The following is a 16,385-nucleotide window of genomic DNA, read 5'->3' as shown; positions in this document are numbered from 1 at the left end:
GCTCGGGCGCGCCGGCCGGCGCCGTCCTCGCCGCCTCGCCCGGCCAGCCTGCGTCGGCCGCCGCGCCCCGGCCGCCCCCCTCGACCCCATCGCGCTCGGCCGCCCCGACGATCTCGTCGGGCGAGGTATCGGCCACGAAGGTGCCGCGCCCGGTCGCCGAGCTCACGTAACCCTCCAGCACCAGTTGCTCGTAGACCTGGGTGACCGTATTGCGCGCGATCCCCAGCTCGGTGGCGAGCAGCCGCGACGAGGGCACGCGCGTGCCGGCCGGCAACTCCCGCGACAGGATCGCCTGCTGCAGCAGCCGATGCAGTTGCCGATAGACCGGCTGCGCGCCGCCGCCGCGCACCAGCCGCTGCGCCAGCCAATCCGACAAAACGCTCGCCCTCAAAATTGGCTCCTAGATATTTACAGGAATGGCTCTGATTTTCAGAGCCAAATCTGATTATAGTCGTCTCCATCGGCCGCGCTCCCGCGGCCCTCATCGCTTGACCGAACCGAATCGACCGACTGGAAGGAGATCCCCGTGAAGAATGCCGACCTGCAAGCCCGCAAGAACGCCGCCACGCCGCGTGGCGTTGGCGTGATGTGCGATTTCTACGCCGCGCGCGCCGAGAACGCCGAGCTGTGGGACGTCGAGGGCCGCCGCTTCATCGACTTCGCCGCCGGCATTGCCGTGATGAACACCGGCCACCGTCATCCGAAGCTGGTCAAGGCGATCGCCGAGCAGCTCGAGTGCTTCACGCATACCGCCTACCAGATCGTCCCCTACGCGTCCTACGTCGAGCTGGCCGAGAAGATCATCGCCCGCGCGCCGGGCAGCCAGGCCAAGAAGGCAGCCTTCTTCACCACCGGCGCCGAGGCCGTCGAGAACGCCGTCAAGATGGCGCGCGCCTTCACCGGCCGGCCGGGCGTGATCGCCTTCGCCGGCGGCTTCCACGGCCGCACCATGATGGGCATGGCGCTGACCGGCAAGGTCGCCCCCTACAAGCTGAACTTCGGCCCGTTCCCGGGCGACGTGTTCCACGCCCCCTATCCGAACGCGCTGCACGGCATCAGCGTGGCCGACTCGCTGAAGGCGATCGACATGCTGTTCAAGGCCGACATCGATCCGAAGCGCGTCGCCGCGATCATCTTCGAACCGGTGCAGGGCGAAGGCGGCTTCTACGCGGCGCCGGCCGATTTCGTGCGCGGCCTGCGCAAGATCTGCGACGAACACGGCATCGTGCTGATCGCCGACGAAGTGCAGACCGGCTTCGCGCGCACCGGCAAGCTGTTCGCGATGCAGCACTACGACGTGCTGCCGGACCTGACCACCATGGCCAAGAGCCTGGCCGGCGGCATGCCGCTGTCGGGCGTGGTCGGCCGCGCCGACGTGATGGACGCGGCCGCGCCCGGCGGCCTGGGCGGCACCTACGCGGGCAACCCGCTGGCGGTGGCCGCGGCCCACGCGGTGCTCGACATCATCGACGAGGAAAAGCTGGAAGCGCGCGCCACCGCGCTCGGCGACAAACTGAAGGCGAAGCTCTCGGCGCTGCAATCGGAGGTGCCGCAGATCGTCGACGTGCGCGGCCCGGGCGCGATGGTGGCGGTCGAGTTCTTCAAGGCCGGCACGCAGGAGCCCGATGCCGATTTCACCAAGCGCGTGCAGGCGCGCGCGCTCGAGCGCGGGCTGTTGCTGCTGGTGTGCGGCGTGTACTCGAACGTGGTGCGTTTCCTGTTCCCGCTGACGATCCAGGACGCCGTGTTCGACGAGGCGCTCGGCATCCTCGAGGAAGTGCTGAAGGAAACCGTCGGCGTCGCCGCCTGAGGTCCACCGGCATCGCCCGGCAAGCCGCGTTCCGCCGTGAACGCGGCTTGTCACGTTCACCGCATCGCAACGGCATCCGCATCCAGAGGCAAGGCATGAGCACCGAATTCACCGCAGCACTGAAGGATCCCTCGCTGTTCCGCCAGCAGATCTACCTGGCCGGCGAATGGCAAGGCGCCGCCAACGGCGCCAGCTTCGAAGTCCGCAACCCCGCCAACGGCGAACTGCTCGGCAGCGTGCCGCTGGCCGGCGCGGCCGAGACGCGCCGCGCCATCGAGGCGGCCAACGCCGCCTGGCCGGCCTGGCGCCGCCGCACCGCCAAGGAGCGCGCCGCCATCCTGCGCAAGTGGTACGAGCTGATGCTCGCGCACGCCGACGATCTCGCGCTGATCCTCACCACCGAGCAGGGCAAGCCGCTGGCCGAGGCCCGCGGCGAGATCCTCTACGCCGCCTCCTTCATCGAGTGGTTCGCCGAGGAAGGCAAGCGCGTCTATGGCGACACCATCCCGACCCCGGCCGGCGACAAGCGCATCGTCGTCACCAAGGAACCGGTGGGCGTCTGCGCCGCGATCACGCCGTGGAATTTCCCGGCAGCGATGATCACCCGCAAGGTCGGCCCGGCGCTGGCGGCGGGCTGCCCGATCGTGGTCAAGCCGGCCGAGGCCACGCCGTTCTCGGCGCTCGCGCTGGCCGTGCTGGCCGAGCGCGCGGGCGTGCCGGCCGGCGTGTTCAGCGTGGTCACCGGCGACCCGAAGGCGATCGGCGGCGAGCTGACCGGCAACGCCACGGTGCGCAAGCTCTCGTTCACCGGCTCGACGCCGGTGGGCCGCCTGCTGATGGCGCAGTGCGCGCCGACCGTCAAGAAGGTCTCGCTCGAACTGGGCGGCAACGCGCCCTTCATCGTGTTCGACGATGCCGATCTCGATGCGGCCGTCGAGGGCGCGATCGCCTCGAAGTACCGCAACAGCGGCCAGACCTGCGTCTGCACCAATCGTTTCTACGTGCACGACAAGGTCTATGACGCGTTCGCCGACAAGCTCGCGGCCGCGGTCGAGAAGCTCAAGGTGGGACGCGGCACCGAGGCCGACGTGATGCAGGGCCCGCTGATCAACGAGGCGGCCGTGCTGAAGGTCGAGGCGCATATCGAGGACGCGCTCGCCAAGGGCGCCAGCATCGCCACGGGCGGCAAGCGCCACGCGCTCGGCCACGGCTTCTTCGAGCCGACCGTGCTGACGGGCGTGACGCCCGACATGAAGGTCGCGAAGGAGGAAACCTTCGGCCCGCTCGCGCCGCTGTTCCGCTTCGCCTCCGACGAGGAAGTGATCGGCTTCGCGAACGACACCGAGTTCGGCCTGGCCGCCTACTTCTACAGCCGCGACATCGGCCGCGTCTGGCGCGTCGCCGAGGCGCTCGAATACGGCATGGTCGGCATCAACACCGGCCTGATCTCGAACGAGGTGGCGCCGTTCGGCGGCGTCAAGCAATCGGGCCTCGGCCGCGAGGGCTCGCACTACGGCATCGACGACTACGTGGTGATCAAGTATCTGTGTCTCGCGGTGTGAGACACGGCCGGGCCCGAGCGCGGGCCCGTCGTGCTCCGGACGACGAAACGCCTTCGCGGCAGCCGCCGCGAAGGCGTTTTTTCATGGGCGCGCGCCGCCTCGAATCGGCTCAGCCGAGCCAGCCGAAATGGCGCATCGCCTCCTCGATCGCGCCGCGCCACTGCTGCGGGCACTGCTTGAGCCGCGTGGTCTTGCGCAGGCTCTTGATCGGCAGGCCGTTGAGCTCCTTCACATGCGCAATCCAGCCGCTTTGCGCGACGATGCCGTAGCGCTCCTTCACGTAAGTCTGTATGTCCCGATAGGTCGCCATCGCGATCCGCCCTGATTCGTTTCGATGCGCGCGGTCGATCGAGAAAGGGAGGCGCCCGGCCGCGCATGCCGGGCGCGAGGCTCCCAGGCGCTCAGCGGAACACGCCGACCGCGTCGACCAGCGAGGTGGCCTGCTGGCGCAGGCTTTCCGAGGCGGCCGCGCTCTGCTCCACCAGGGCCGCGTTCTGCTGGGTGATATTGTCGAGGTCGACCACGGCGCGGTCGACCTGCTCGACGCCCACGCTCTGCTCGGCGGTCGATGAGCTGATCTCGGCGATCAGGTCGGCCACGCGCTTGACCTGCACCACCAGGTCGTCCATGGTGCGGCCCGCGTCGTCAACGCGGCGCGAGCCCGAGGCGACGCGCTCGACGCTGTTCTCGATCAGGGTCTTGATCTCCTTGGCCGCGTTCGCGCTGCGCTGCGCGAGCGCGCGCACCTCGCCCGCCACCACCGCGAAGCCGCGGCCCTGCTCGCCCGCGCGCGCCGCCTCGACGGCGGCGTTGAGCGCCAGGATATTGGTCTGGAAGGCAATGCCGTCGATCACGCCGATGATGTCGGAGATGCGACGCGAGCTGTCGGTGATCTCGTTCATGGTGCCGACGATCTCGCCGACCGCGTGGCCGCCGCGCGAGGCCGCGTCGCTGGCCGACACCGCCAGCTGGTTCGCCTGCGAGGCGGTGGCGGCATTGCTGGAGACGGTGGCCGTCATCTGCGCCATCGAGGACGCGGTCTGCTGGACCGCCGTGGCGGCCTGCTCGGTGCGCGCGCTCAGGTCGTTGTTGCCCTGCGCGATCTCGCTGCTGGCGCGCTGCACGTTCAGCACCTGCTCGCTGACGTCGTCCACCAGCCAGCGGAACATCAGCCCGAGCTGGTCGATGGTGCGCAGGGTCATGCCGATCTCGTCGACGCGCGTGACGGCCGGGCCGTTGCGGCTCTCGCCGGTGGCCACCCGCAGCGCGCGCCGGCGCACCGCGCGCAGCGGCCGCGCGATCTGCGCATCGAGCCAGGCCACGATCAGGCCCGCCGCCACCGCAGTGCTGGCCGCCACGCCGGCCAGCGGCCAGCCCGTCACGCCCGAGGCCCAGGCACCGCCCGTCACCACCGGCACCAGCGCCGCCATCGGCAGGTACATGCGGGTGCGCACCGACATGGTCTTCAGCAGCGAGCCGAGCCGCCCGATCCCGCCGCGGATCACCACGCCCTTGTGGAAGCGCCGGCCGCGCGCGCGGCCCTCGCGGAAGTCGCGGTACAGCGCCTCGGCCGCCGCGATGTCCTCGGGCGTGGCCTTGGTGCGCACCGACATGTAGCCCTGCGGCTCGCCGTTGCGCATCAGCGGCACGGCATTGGCGCGCACCCAGTAGTGATCGCCGTTCTTGCGGCGGTTCTTGACCAGCGCCATCCACGGCTCGCCGCCCTGGATGGTGGCCCACATGTCGGCGAAGGCCTCGCGCGGCATGTCGGGGTGACGCACGATGTTGTGCGGCGAACCCACCAGCTCCTCGGGCGTGAAACCGCTGACCTGCACGAAGGTCGCGTTCGCGTAGGTGATCGTGCCGTCGGCGCGCGTGGTCGACATCAGGGTCGAGTCTTCGGGAAATTCGTATTCGTGCTGCGTGACCGGCTGGTTGTTGCGCATTCGCGGGCTCCGGCGCACGGCGCTCGTGGCGCCGCGGCTTCTTTCTGGGTCGGTTGGTCCTGGCGGCCCGCGCCGCGCGCCGGGCGCCGCGCCGATCGACGCGGCCCGGCGACGGCCGCGGGCTCATCTCTTTTTTGTCGGCAGCCGGGCGGAAAACCTTACCCATCAGGCGCATAAATTATTCGATTCTGTTCTCCACATGATCTCGATCAAATAATGCGAGGATGGCGGCACCTGAGAAAACCATAACAAGGATGCGGCGTGACCGATCCCTTCAAGCGCAAAATCATTCCCATGAAAAAAGAACTGCACGAGCTGAATCGGCTGTCCTGGAATACGGCAACCGTCGCGCATAACAGTCATAAAGGCGACCAGGCGGCCTTTTTCCGCGATGGCGGTTCGACGCTGTTTCCGGAGGAACTCGGCTTGCTGGGTGAAATCGCCGGCTTGCGGCTGCTGCACCTGCAATGCAATGCCGGGCAGGACACGCTGAGCCTGGCGCGCCTGGGCGCGCAGGTGACCGGCGTCGATATCTCGGACGAGGCGATCGACTTCGCGCGGCGCCTGTCGGCCGACGCGAACCTGCCCGCGCGCTTCGAGCGCGCCGACGTGCTCGACTGGATGCCCGAGGCCGCCGCGCGCGGCGAGCGCTTCGAGCGCGTGTTCACCTCCTACGGCGCGATCTGCTGGCTCTCGGACCTACGCGCCTGGGCCCAGGGCATCGCCAGCCTGCTGGCACCGGGCGGGCGCTTCGCGATGGTCGAATTCCATCCCTTCGCGCTGTACTTCGATCCGCACTGGAAACCCGGCTACGACTATTTCAAGCGCGAGGCGAACCTGGAGGCGGCCGGCGTCGGCGATTACGTGGCGGCTTCCGGCACGGGGCTCGGCGCGCGGCACGACCAGCCGGGCGTGGTCGATTTCGCGAACCCGCATCCGAGCTACGAGTTCATGTGGGGGATCGGCGAGGTGGTGAATGCGCTGGTCGCGGCCGGGCTCGCGATCGACAGCCTCGACGAGTATCCCTACGCGAACGGCTGGAAGGGCTTCGACGACATGGAAGAACTGGACGGGCATCGCATGGTGCCGCCCGCCGGCATGCCGCGGCTGCCGCTGATGTACGCGATCGCCGCGCATCGGGCGGCGGCGTGAACCGCCGAAGCCGCGCCGAGCGCGACGCGCTGGCCGGGCGCGTGCTGGCGCGCGACGAGCTGCCCCTGGTCTGGACCATCGACCGGCGCGAAATCATCCACCACATGTACGTGCTGCGCGACGGCGCGCTGCAGCGCGTGCCGGAATTCCACGATGTCGACGGCTGGCCCGAGGGCGAGGCGGAGCACTACACGCCGCTCCTGCTCGACTGCCACGATCGCGGCGGCTGGTGCCTGGGCAGCTTCGACGGCGCGCGGCTGGTCGCGGCGGTGATCGTCGACAGCCGGCCGCTCGGCGCGAACGGCGCGCTGCGGCAACTGAAGTTCCTGCATGTGAGCCACGACTGGCGCGGCTGCGGGCTGGGCGAGCAGCTCTATCGCGAGGCCGCCGCGCAGGCGCTCGCGATGGGCGCGGCGCGGCTCTATGTGTCGGCCACGCCCTCGCAAGGCACCATCGATTTCTACCTGCGGCTGGGCTTCACGCTCAGCGCCTCGCCCGATCCGGCACTGTACGCGCTCGAACCCGAGGATCTCCACCTGGAAGGGCCGGCGCTCTCGCCGCGCACCTGAAAAAACGGCGGAACGCCCGTTGTTCCGGGCATTCCGCCGTTCGGCGGGATCGGCTTCGCGCGACTCAGACGCGCTCGATCGCCAGCGCGATGCCCTGGCCGACGCCGATGCACATCGTGCACAGCGCGTAACGGCCCTGGGTGCGATGCAACTGGTACATCGCGGTCGTCACCAGGCGCGCGCCCGAGGCGCCGAGCGGGTGGCCCAGCGCGATCGCGCCGCCGTTCGGGTTGACGCGGGGATCGTCGTCGGCCACGCCGAGCATGCGCAGCACCGCCAGGCCCTGCGAGGCGAAGGCTTCGTTCAGCTCGATCACGTCGAACTGGTCGATGCTCATGCCCAGGCGCGCCAGCAGCTTCTGCGAGGCCGGCGCCGGGCCGATGCCCATCACGCGCGGCGCGACGCCCGCGGTGGCGATGCCGAGGATGCGCGCGCGCGGCACCAGGCCATGGCGCTTGGCGTTCTCCTCGTTGGCGACCAGCAGCGCGCAGGCGCCGTCGTTGACGCCCGAGGCATTGCCGGCCGTCACCGTGCCGTCGGGGCGCACCACGCCCTTGAGCTTGGCGAGCGCCTCCAGCGAGGTCTCGCGCGGATGCTCGTCGCGCGAGATCACCAGCGGATCGCCCTTCTTCTGCGCGATCGTGACCGCGACGATTTCCTGCGCCAGCGAGCCGTCCTGCTGCGCGCGCGCCGCCTTCTGCTGGCTGCGCAGCGCGAAGGCATCCTGGTCGGCGCGGCTCACGCCGTAGTCGGTGGCGACGTTCTCGCCCGTCTCCGGCATCGAGTCGACGCCGTATTGCTGCTTCATCAGCGGATTGACGAAGCGCCAGCCGATGGTCGTGTCGAAGATCTCGGCCTGGCGCGAGAAGGCGCTGCTGGCCTTGCCCATCACGAAGGGCGCGCGGCTCATGCTTTCCACGCCGCCCGCGATCATCAGGCCCGCCTCGCCCGACTTGATCGCGCGCGCGGCGATGCCGATCGCGTCCATCCCTGAACCGCACAGGCGATTGACCGTCGAACCCGGCACGGATTGCGGCAGGCCGCCCAGCAGCGCCGACATGCGCGCGACGTTGCGGTTGTCTTCGCCGGCCTGGTTGGCGCAGCCGTAGATCACGTCGTCGATCGCGCTCCAGTCGACATCGCGGTTACGCTCGATCAGCGCCTTGATCGGCACGGCGCCGAGATCGTCGGCACGAACGCTGGACAGCGAGCCGCCGTATCGCCCGATCGGGGTACGGATCGCGTCGCAGAGGAATGCATCGGTCATGGTTGTCTCCGGAACTTCGTTCGGATGGAACGGGAGCCAGGCCGGAAAACTCGCGGCCTGGCTCCGAAGATGTTCTATATACGAACATAAGATCGAATATCGAACTGTTTTGCGATCATAGGGAGGGGGTGCAAGCCTGTCAAGTTCGCGGCCGGCTTTCGTCCTTGGCTTGAACCGACCCCATGCGCTACTCTTCGCACTTGCATCGAACCTCCCCCAGCCCATGAGTACAGACGATCTTCAGGCCAAACCCGGTGACTCCTACGTCCAGTCGTTCGCGCGCGGACTGGCGGTGATTCGCGCCTTCGACGCGCAGCGGCCGGAGCAGACCCTGACCGAGGTGGCCGCCACCACCGGGCTCACGCGCGCCGGGGCGCGGCGGATCCTGCTGACCCTGCAGACGCTCGGTTACGTGGAGGCCGACGGCCGGCTGTTCCGGCTCACGCCGAAGATCCTCGATCTCGGCTTCGCCTATCTCACCTCGATGCCGTTCTGGAACCTGGCCGAGCCGGTGATGGAGCAATTGTCGGCGCGCATCCATGAAAGCTGCTCGGCCGCGGTGCTGGACCGCACCGAGATCGTCTACGTGCTGCGCGTGCCGACCCACAAGATCATGACCATCAACCTGTCGATCGGCAGCCGCCTGCCCGCGTACTGTACGTCGATGGGGCGCGTGCTGCTGTCCTCGCTCGACGAGGCCGCGCTCGACGAGGTGCTGGCACTGAGCCCGATCCAGGCGCACACGCCCAGGACCATCACCGACCCGGCCGCGCTCAAGGACGAGATCGCGACGGTGCGCAAGCAGGGCTGGGCGATCGTGGACCAGGAACTCGAGGCGGGGCTGATCTCGCTGTCGGCGCCGATCCGCAACCGGCGCGGCCGCGTGATCGCGGCGATGAACATCAGCGGGAATGCCCAGCGGCATACCGCCCGGCAGATGGTGAAGGAGTTCCTGGAGCCGCTGCAGGAAGCGGCGCAGACGGTATCCGCGCTGGTGGCGCGGCGTAGTTGAGATATCGGCGGCGGGGCATGGGCCGATGATGCCCGGCCCCGCCCCACCGCGTCGTCAGTCGAGTTGCCCGGTCTGCGCCACCTGGGCGAGATAGGCGCGCTGGGCGGCATACCAGCGCGTCAGGCATTGACGGTCATGGCATGCCGAGTCGCGGTATCCCCATTGCTGGCGAACCCGGTCCCGGAAACCGTCCCGGTCGGCCACCGCCGCCCTGGCCTGCCCGAGCAGCCTCGCCACGGCGGCGTCCTGCGCGGCGAGATCGCCGTCCGCGCAGATCAACCGCTCCGCGTCCGATCGCGCTTTTCCACAATCGAAGCTCGGCCCATTGGCCGCTTGCGGCGCGGGCACGGGAGCCGGGGCTGCCGCCACCCGCGCCGGCTTCGGTTTCGGTGTCGCCGCCGCCTGCTTGGCCGTGTCCTTTCGGGACGGCTCGCCCGGCTCGACCGCCTTGTTCGCCGCTTCGCCGGTCGCGGCAACAGCGGGGGCATCGTCCTGCTTCACCAGCTCGTATTTTCCATCCGAGTAGGCATAGCGATGCTCGGCGACACGGGCCGCCTGCCCCGCGAGTTCGTGCGTGAACGCCAGCTGGATGTCGTCGTGAACCGAATCCTTGCCCTTCACGAAGCGGGTCTTGACGGACAATCGCTCGGCGTCCGAGCTGCCCGTTTGGGCATCCTCGACGACACGGGTGAAGCCGCCGTTCTTGCCGCGCAGGAACACGCTGCTGCTGGCGGTCTCGTAACCCTGGTGCATGTCGCCGCCGGTGACGATCAGCGCGTATTGGTCGCCGCCCGCCGCGGTCCATTCGAAGCCCTGGCCGACACTGCCCGAGGCGCCCATCGAGGCAAGGTAGGGATAGCTGGCCTCGACCTTCCAGGCATCGCCATCCTGCTTGAAGATCGTCACGCCGAGCAGGCCCGTGCAGGCATGGCAGCCGCCGCCGTCGGGAATCGCATTGGTCACCAGCACCTGCTTGCGCTGGCCGCCTTCGCTGAACGCGAAGTTCGCCACGCCGGTGACCTGCAAGGCACGGCCCGCCGACCACTGCAGCATGTCGCTTCCCGAGAGCCCCGCCGGAATCTCGGCATCCTGCCAGCTCGCCGATTTCGACTGCGCGTCGTAGGCGCCATACAGCAGTTCCAGCGCCGCCGGCACCTTGAACTCCCCGCGAATCGAGCGCGCCGCCATGGCTACGCCGCAGGCCTTCGACATCAGCTCGGCCATGCCCGGCTCGGATTTGGCCGGCACGGCCGCGTCGTTGCCCGGGTAGTCCTTGTCGGCGGTGCCGTCGGCGCGATACTGCGCGCCGGGCATGCGGCGCGTCAGGTCGCGGCAGTTGGTGGCCACGTCGAAGCGCGCATAACCGTCCGGGAAGGACTTCAGGGCGTGGATCAGGTAAGCGCCGCTGTCTCGCGTGATATCCGTCGGATTGAACCAGAGCTGCGCCGCATCGCCGGAACCGCCGACCTGCTGATAGCCGGGGAAGCGCTGGTCGGAGGCGGCGGCCTGATCGCCGCCGCTGCCCTTTCCGCAAGCCGCGATGCCCAGCGCCGCCGCGACGGCGAGGCTCGACACCAGGAGCCTGCGCCAAACCATGTCGCGCGCGCTCATGCCTGGCTCATCTCGCCGGCCGGCTCGACCCGCGCCGGGGCGCCGGCCTGGCGCATGGGCCGCGTGTTCCGCTCGATCGCCAGCAGCACCAGCACCAGGCTGAACAGCGCCACCAGCAGCAGGCCGCTCGCCGTTGCGCCCGCAACGATCTTCAGCGTTTCCATCTTTTGCGCGGCCTGGACCGCCACGTCCTTGTAGCGTTCCCGCTTGGTCTCCATGAACGCATTGATGGCCGGGAACACCTCGATCTTGGCGGCCTCGGCCGCGCTCACCACCGCGCCCAGTTCGTCGAGATAGGGCTGGCGATCGGCCGCGGGAATCTCGTCGAGATGCTTCCGGATAATCCGGGCGTTGTCGCCCTCCAGGTACTTCTGCAGCGAGAAGGGAATCTTGAAACCCGCCAGCGGGCTTTTCTGCGCGCCCGGCTCGGCCGGTTGCTGGGCGTCCTTCGGTGCCTCGTCCTGGTCGGCGGCGGGCTGCTCGGCCTGTTTCAAGGGCTCGACGATTTCATTGGCGGAGACACGCGTATCGACGCGTTCCTGCCACACTGAAATGCCGAAGAAAATACCGCCGGCAATGCCGATCAGAAATACGGTGACGCAAACCAGGGCAACGGCTCGCGTGATATTGAATAGCGCCTTGCGCTCGAACCCCTCGATAACGCTCATGGTCTTCCTTTGGTTTTAGTGTGATTGTCGAAGCGAATGCGCATGCGATTCGATCGAGACCGTCATGCGCGGCGCAATCATATAACGAGAGGCCAGGCGCGTCATTCGGAAATGGCGGATTAAAGCGCGAATAAATCAACGGCCGCGATTGAATGCGATAAACCGCTTCACGCGACAATCGAGTGGAGAAAATCCTCGATCAAAACAAAACCCCGCGTCTTTGCAGACGCGGGGTTTCGGAATTCGCTCGATCGTCATTCGGGTGCCGGCGAATACGCGGGCACCGGCACGGCATCAGCCGATGATATCCACCCAGCCGTGCTGGTCCGCTTCGCGGCCGGTCTGGATGCCGACCAGGCTCTGCTTCAGGCGCTGGGTCACCGGGCCGGCCTTGCCGTCGCCGATCGTGAAGTTGTGCTTGCGGCCCTTCACCTGCCCGATCGAGGTCACCACGGCGGCCGTGCCGCAGGCGAACGCCTCGACCAGCTTGCCGCTCTTCGCATCGGCTTCCCATTGCTCGATCGAATACGGCTCCTCGCGCACCGTGTAGCCGAGATCGCGCGCCAGATCGATCAGCGACGCACGCGTGATGCCGGGCAGGATGGTGCCGGTCAGCGGCGGCGTCTGCAGCGAGCCGTCCTCGAACACGAGGAACACGTTCATGCCGCCCAGTTCCTCGATCCACTTGCGCTCGACCGCGTCGAGGAACACCACCTGGTCGCAGCCCTCGCGCGTGGCCTCGGCCTGCGCGGCCAGGCTCGCGGCGTAGTTGCCGCCGCACTTCGCGTCGCCGGTGCCGCCGGGCGCCGCGCGCGTGTAGGTATCCGACACCCAGATCGCCACGCCCTTCGACGCGTCGCCCTTGAAGTAGGCGCCCACCGGCGTGGCCACCACGCAGAACAGGTAGCGCGCCGAGGGCTTCACGCCCAGCACCACCTCGTTGGCGATCATGAACGGACGCAGGTACAGCGCGCTGCCCTCGGCCGACGGGATCCAGTCGCGCTCGAGGCGCACCAGCTCGCGCACCGCATTGACGAACAGCTCCTCGGGCAGCTCGGCCATCGCCAGGCGACGGGCCGAATTGCGGAAACGCTTGGCGTTCTGCTCGGGGCGGAACAGGGCGATCTTGCCGTCCGGCAGCGGATAGGCCTTCATGCCCTCGAAGATTTCCTGCGCGTAATGCAGCACGAGCATGGCCGGATCGACTTCGAGCGCCTTGCGCGGCTCGATGCGCGCGTCATGCCAGCCCTGGCCTTCGGTGTACTGGATCGTCACCATGTAGTCGGTGAAGATCTTGCCGAAACCGGGATTGGCGAGCAGCTCGGCGCGCTTTTCCGCGGAGGTGGGATTCGGGTGGCGTTCGATCGGGAAAGTCGGGGTGCTGCCGGTGCTCATGTGGTCGACTCCTGTGTTCTTGGGAACGGCGGGAACGTCCCGCCGCCGTGATAACCGAACACTGTAATCGACCTGAGCGTTCCGCGCATCCGGGAATGGCCCGGCAGACGCGGCGAAATCCGCGGGGAAATCGGCCGGGATATCACCGAAAGCCTTGAAAACAAGGGCTTGGCGCATCCTCGGGCGTGCCTCGCGAGCATGGCGCGAGACGCGGAAAAAAACCGCTCGACCGCTGCCGAAAGTGCATTTCGATGCCTGGATACAGGGTCGAAATGCACTTCGACAGTTTTCACCAATTGGTGCAAATCGCTCAGGCGCCGACGATGGCATCCAGTTCGCGCATCGCCTCGTCGTCCAGCACCAACTGCCGCGCCGCGAGGTTTTCGCGCAGATGCGCGAGCGACGACGTGCCCGGAATCAGCAGCAGGTTCGGCGAACGCCGCAGCAGCCAGGCCAGCGCCACCTGCATCGGCGTGGCGCCCAGGCGCTCGGCCACGCCCGAGAGCACCGAGGATTGCAGCGGCGAGAAGCCGCCGAGCGGGAAGAACGGCACGTAGGCGACGCCGTCGGCGGCCAGCGCGTCGACCAGGGCATCGTCGGCGCGATGCACGAGGTTGTAGTGGTTCTGCACGCAGACGATCTCGCAGAGCCGTCGGCCCTCCTCCACCTGCGCGCGCGTGACGTTGCTGAGCCCGATGTGCCGCACCAGCCCCTGGCGCTGCAGTTCGGCAACCGCGCTCAACTGCGCCTCGATCGAGCCCTCGGTCGGCGCGAGCGCCGAGAACATGATGCGCAGGTTGACCACGTCGATGACGTCGAGCTTCAGGCGGCGCAGGTTGTCGTGCACGGCGCTCTCGAGCTCAGCGGCCGAATAGGCCGGCAGCCAGCCGCCCTGGTCGTCGCGTCGCGCGCCGATCTTGGTGACGATCACCAGCTCGTCGCGATAGGGATGCAGGGCCTCGCGGATCAATTCGTTGGTCACATAGGGGCCGTAATAATCGCTGGTGTCGATGTGGTCGACGCCCGATTCGACGGCCTCGCGCAGCACCGCGATGGCCGCGGCGCGATCCTTGGGCGGCCCGAAGGCGGCGCGGCCGGCCAGCTGCATGGCGCCGTAGCCGATCCGGTGCACCGTGCGGCTGCCGAGTTGGTAGGTGGTCTGGGTCTGGGACGAGGCGTTCATCTGGCTGCTCCTTGAAGGGAAAGCCGAGCTTACGCGCTGGCGATTGCCTCGATAAGCCAGCATAATTCGCACGGGTTGTACGAAGGAGCGCACAATGAGTGCCGATTTATCCGATCTGCATGCCTTCGTCGCGGTGGCGCGCGCGAACGGCTTTCGCGGCGCCGCGCAGGCGACCGGCATCAGCGCCTCGGGCCTCAGCGAGGCGGTGCGGCGCCTGGAGACGCGGCTCGGCGTGCGTCTGCTGAACCGCACCACGCGCAGCGTGGCCCCGACCGAGGCCGGCGCGCGCTTGCTGTCGCGGCTCGCGCCGGCGCTCGACGAGGTGCAGTCCGCGCTCGACGTGGTCAACGGCTTTCGCGACCGGCCGGCCGGCACGCTACGCCTGAACGTGCCGCTCAGCGCCGCGCGCCTGGTGCTGCCCGCGATCGTGCCGCGTTTCCTGGCCGCCTATCCCGAGATCCGCCTGGAAGTGGCCGCCGACGAGAGCTTCGTCGACGTGCTGGCGGCGGGCTGCGATGCCGGCATCCGCTACGAGGAACGGCTCGAACAGGACATGATCGCGGTGCCGATCGGCCCGCGCGTGCAGCGCATGGCGCTGGGCGCCTCGCCGGCCTATCTCGATCGACGTGGGCGACCGGCGCATCCGCGCGAGCTGCTGCATCACGAATGCATCCTCGGCCGCTTTCCGGGCCGCGCGACGGTGCCCTGGGATTTCGTGCGCGACGGCGAGAAGCTGCGCATCGAGCCGGCCGGGCAATTGCTGGTGGAGCTGGGCGCGGCCTTCGACCTCGGCGTCGACGCGGCCGTGGCCGGCACCGGCCTGGTCTATCTGTTCGAGGACTGGCTCCGGCCGCATTTCGACAGCGGCGCGCTGGAGCGCGTGCTCGAGCCGTGGTGGGATTCGTTCTCGGGGCCGTTTCTCTACTACCCGGGGCGGCGGCTCGTGCCGGCGCCGCTGCGCGCCTTCATCGACTTCATCCGCGCCGAATCGGCGGCTTGAGGCGGCAGCGCGGAATTCAGGCCTCGTCGAGCGGGCCCGGCACGCCGCCGGCGGTCGCGCCGCTCAGGAACCACACGGCCAGCAAGGGCACGTCGCCGGCGCGCATCGAATGCAGCACGCCGCCGTCGTTGAGCACCAGTTGGCCGGCGCCGGGCGTCCACCAGCCGGCGCCATCGCGCCACCATTGCCCGTCGGACAGCACCACATAGACCTCGTCGGGCGGATGGCGATGCACGGGATAGGCCACCCCGGGCGCCATCAGCGAGATTCCGACGATCAGGCCGCCGAGCGTCGCGAGCCCCGCGCCGCCGATCACGATCGCATTGGCGTGCCCGTGCTCGAACGCGGCATCGGGCGCCTCGGTGGGCCGTCGATACCAGCGCAACGACGGCGCGAGCCGCGCGATGCCCTGCGCGATGGCGGCCAGCCGCGCGTCGGCGGAGGTTGCGCGCGCAACCGCTTCGGCCAGCCAGGCATCGGCGCTCGGCAAGCCGGCCGCCTCGGCAGGCGGCTCCGCCGGCACGATTTCGCAGCCCAGCGCGTCGCGCACGGCGTCGAGATCGTCACGGCCGCGGTGCGCGGCATCGAGATAGGCCACCAGATCATCCAGCCAGGTACGGAGCTGATGCATGTCGAACGGGTTTCTGCCGCGCATTCGCCGCCTCGTCGAATCCGGATCGATCGATGCCGCCGCGCGTCGTCCGGATCGGCTCGCGGCAGGGCCCTTGCGGCCCGTCCATCGTCAAACGCAGGCGCGCCGCCCTGGCCGATAAAGGCCGGGACGGCGCGCGATCTCGTGCATATCGCCGTCAATCGCGGCGATATGCCTGTTTAGCAGAGGATTACGAACGACCGCTGTAAACCGGGAAGCGCCGGGTCAGCTCGGCCACCTGCCCACGCACGCGCTCCAGCGTCGCCGCGTCCTCCGGTGCCTCCAGCACGTCGGCGATCAGGTTGCCGACGATCTCGGCCTCCTTCGCGCCAAAGCCGCGCGTGGTCATCGCCGGCGAACCCAGGCGAATGCCCGAGGTCACGAACGGCTTCTCAGGATCGTTCGGGATCGCGTTCTTGTTCACCGTGATTTGCGCCGCGCCCAGCGCCGCTTCCGCCGCCTTGCCCGTGATCTTCTTGGCCTGCAGGTCCACCAGCATCACGTGGCTTTCCGTGCGGCCCGACACGATGCGCAGCCCGCGCTTGACCAGCGTCTCCG

16 protein-coding genes and 1 pseudogene are annotated in these 16,385 nt (G+C 68.7%); 6 read left to right on the top strand and 11 right to left on the bottom strand.

Annotation, left to right across the window (positions count from 1 at the left end):
- Positions 1-391: winged helix-turn-helix domain-containing protein (locus F3J18_RS29140; RefSeq protein WP_240156452.1), on the bottom strand; the 391-nt coding region annotated here is incomplete at its 3' end.
- 135 nt (positions 392-526) lie between these two features.
- Between F3J18_RS29140 and gabT the strand changes: the two genes are divergently transcribed.
- Entirely contained in the window at positions 527-1,810 is a 1,284-nt protein-coding gene (gene gabT / locus F3J18_RS29135; protein WP_013689299.1) for a 4-aminobutyrate--2-oxoglutarate transaminase, read from the top strand.
- Between the two features lie 95 nt (positions 1,811-1,905).
- Positions 1,906-3,372 (top strand): NADP-dependent succinate-semialdehyde dehydrogenase, encoded by a 1,467-nt coding sequence (gabD, locus tag F3J18_RS29130; RefSeq protein ID WP_166915610.1) that lies wholly within the window; start codon positions 1,906-1,908, stop codon positions 3,370-3,372.
- A 109-nt stretch (positions 3,373-3,481) separates the two neighbouring features.
- Here the strand turns inward: gabD and F3J18_RS29125 are convergent, their stop codons facing one another.
- From F3J18_RS29125 to F3J18_RS38710, 3 genes are all read right to left on the bottom strand, one after another.
- Positions 3,482-3,682, bottom strand: coding sequence for a hypothetical protein (locus tag F3J18_RS29125; protein WP_025101906.1), 201 nt, complete (start codon positions 3,680-3,682; stop codon positions 3,482-3,484).
- A 91-nt stretch (positions 3,683-3,773) separates the two neighbouring features.
- Positions 3,774-5,318 (bottom strand): PAS domain-containing methyl-accepting chemotaxis protein, encoded by a 1,545-nt coding sequence (locus F3J18_RS29120; protein WP_166915608.1) that lies wholly within the window; start codon positions 5,316-5,318, stop codon positions 3,774-3,776.
- Positions 5,319-5,483: 165 nt separating this feature from the next.
- Positions 5,484-5,780, bottom strand: a complete 297-nt coding sequence (locus F3J18_RS38710; protein WP_345891755.1) for a hypothetical protein — start codon at positions 5,778-5,780, stop codon at positions 5,484-5,486.
- On the opposite strand from F3J18_RS38710, the gene F3J18_RS29115 reads away from it, so the two are divergent.
- Entirely contained in the window at positions 5,745-6,470 is a 726-nt protein-coding gene (locus F3J18_RS29115) for a class I SAM-dependent methyltransferase (RefSeq protein ID WP_337590479.1), read from the top strand. The genes F3J18_RS38710 and F3J18_RS29115 overlap by 36 nt on opposite strands.
- Positions 6,467-7,039 carry a GNAT family N-acetyltransferase gene (locus F3J18_RS29110; RefSeq protein WP_166915606.1) on the top strand — a complete coding sequence of 191 codons (573 nt, stop codon included), beginning with the start codon at positions 6,467-6,469 and terminating at the stop codon, positions 7,037-7,039. The genes F3J18_RS29115 and F3J18_RS29110 overlap by 4 nt, the downstream gene beginning before the upstream one ends.
- Before the next feature lie 64 nt (positions 7,040-7,103).
- Here the strand turns inward: F3J18_RS29110 and pcaF are convergent, their stop codons facing one another.
- Positions 7,104-8,306, bottom strand: a complete 1,203-nt coding sequence (gene pcaF, locus F3J18_RS29105; RefSeq protein ID WP_013689294.1) for a 3-oxoadipyl-CoA thiolase — start codon at positions 8,304-8,306, stop codon at positions 7,104-7,106.
- Between the two features lie 223 nt (positions 8,307-8,529).
- Here pcaF and F3J18_RS29100 point away from each other — a divergent pair, with 223 nt between their 5' ends.
- Positions 8,530-9,318: an IclR family transcriptional regulator gene (locus tag F3J18_RS29100; RefSeq protein ID WP_025101902.1), complete on the top strand. Its 789-nt coding sequence runs from the start codon at positions 8,530-8,532 to the stop codon at positions 9,316-9,318.
- Between the two features lie 54 nt (positions 9,319-9,372).
- Here the strand turns inward: F3J18_RS29100 and F3J18_RS29095 are convergent, their stop codons facing one another.
- The 4 genes from F3J18_RS29095 to F3J18_RS29080 all read right to left on the bottom strand — a co-directional run bounded on the left by F3J18_RS29095 (position 9,373) and on the right by F3J18_RS29080 (position 14,175).
- On the bottom strand, positions 9,373-10,929 hold the full coding sequence (locus tag F3J18_RS29095) for a hypothetical protein (RefSeq protein ID WP_166915604.1): 1,557 nt from the start codon (positions 10,927-10,929) through the stop codon (positions 9,373-9,375).
- The gene (locus tag F3J18_RS29090) at positions 10,926-11,597 is read right to left on the bottom strand and encodes a hypothetical protein (protein ID WP_166915602.1); all 672 of its coding nucleotides are present in this window, start codon (positions 11,595-11,597) and stop codon (positions 10,926-10,928) included. The genes F3J18_RS29095 and F3J18_RS29090 overlap by 4 nt, the downstream gene beginning before the upstream one ends.
- Before the next feature lie 294 nt (positions 11,598-11,891).
- A complete protein-coding gene (locus F3J18_RS29085) occupies positions 11,892-12,992 on the bottom strand; it encodes a branched-chain amino acid aminotransferase (RefSeq protein ID WP_025101899.1) in 1,101 nt (366 codons plus the stop codon).
- A gap of 310 nt (positions 12,993-13,302) precedes the next feature.
- Complete coding sequence (locus F3J18_RS29080) at positions 13,303-14,175, bottom strand: aldo/keto reductase family oxidoreductase (RefSeq protein ID WP_166915600.1); 873 nt, start codon at positions 14,173-14,175, stop codon at positions 13,303-13,305.
- Positions 14,176-14,269: 94 nt separating this feature from the next.
- Here F3J18_RS29080 and F3J18_RS29075 point away from each other — a divergent pair, with 94 nt between their 5' ends.
- Positions 14,270-15,175: a LysR family transcriptional regulator gene (locus tag F3J18_RS29075; protein ID WP_025101897.1), complete on the top strand. Its 906-nt coding sequence runs from the start codon at positions 14,270-14,272 to the stop codon at positions 15,173-15,175.
- A 16-nt stretch (positions 15,176-15,191) separates the two neighbouring features.
- On the opposite strand, the gene F3J18_RS29070 is transcribed toward F3J18_RS29075, so the two are convergent.
- Positions 15,192-15,806: a dimethylsulfonioproprionate lyase family protein gene (locus F3J18_RS29070; RefSeq protein ID WP_166915598.1), complete on the bottom strand. Its 615-nt coding sequence runs from the start codon at positions 15,804-15,806 to the stop codon at positions 15,192-15,194.
- A 211-nt stretch (positions 15,807-16,017) separates the two neighbouring features.
- Positions 16,018-16,385: pseudogene (glyA, locus tag F3J18_RS29065) on the bottom strand (serine hydroxymethyltransferase); the annotation flags it as partial.

Origin of the sequence: Burkholderia sp. Ax-1720 (assembly GCF_011753035.1) — a bacterium.
In the GTDB taxonomy this organism is placed as follows: domain Bacteria; phylum Pseudomonadota; class Gammaproteobacteria; order Burkholderiales; family Burkholderiaceae; genus Burkholderia; species Burkholderia gladioli.
Note: the sequence above shows the minus strand (reverse complement) of the source record. Positions and strands in the feature narration are given on the sequence as shown.

Excerpts from the sequence above, each read along its gene's own strand:
- F3J18_RS29100 (WP_025101902.1), top strand. The coding sequence starts at position 8,530 with ATGAGTACAGACGATCTTCAGGCCAAACCCGGTGACTCCTACGTCCAG.
- F3J18_RS29085 (WP_025101899.1), bottom strand. The coding sequence starts at position 12,992 with ATGAGCACCGGCAGCACCCCGACTTTCCCGATCGAACGCCACCCGAAT.
- F3J18_RS29125 (WP_025101906.1), bottom strand. The coding sequence starts at position 3,682 with ATGGCGACCTATCGGGACATACAGACTTACGTGAAGGAGCGCTACGGC.
- F3J18_RS29070 (WP_166915598.1), bottom strand. The coding sequence starts at position 15,806 with ATGCATCAGCTCCGTACCTGGCTGGATGATCTGGTGGCCTATCTCGAT.
- F3J18_RS29075 (WP_025101897.1), top strand. The coding sequence starts at position 14,270 with ATGAGTGCCGATTTATCCGATCTGCATGCCTTCGTCGCGGTGGCGCGC.
- F3J18_RS29120 (WP_166915608.1), bottom strand. The coding sequence starts at position 5,318 with ATGCGCAACAACCAGCCGGTCACGCAGCACGAATACGAATTTCCCGAA.
- F3J18_RS29090 (WP_166915602.1), bottom strand. The coding sequence starts at position 11,597 with ATGAGCGTTATCGAGGGGTTCGAGCGCAAGGCGCTATTCAATATCACG.
- pcaF (WP_013689294.1), bottom strand. The coding sequence starts at position 8,306 with ATGACCGATGCATTCCTCTGCGACGCGATCCGTACCCCGATCGGGCGA.
- gabD (WP_166915610.1), top strand. The coding sequence starts at position 1,906 with ATGAGCACCGAATTCACCGCAGCACTGAAGGATCCCTCGCTGTTCCGC.
- F3J18_RS29080 (WP_166915600.1), bottom strand. The coding sequence starts at position 14,175 with ATGAACGCCTCGTCCCAGACCCAGACCACCTACCAACTCGGCAGCCGC.
- F3J18_RS29095 (WP_166915604.1), bottom strand. The coding sequence starts at position 10,929 with ATGAGCGCGCGCGACATGGTTTGGCGCAGGCTCCTGGTGTCGAGCCTC.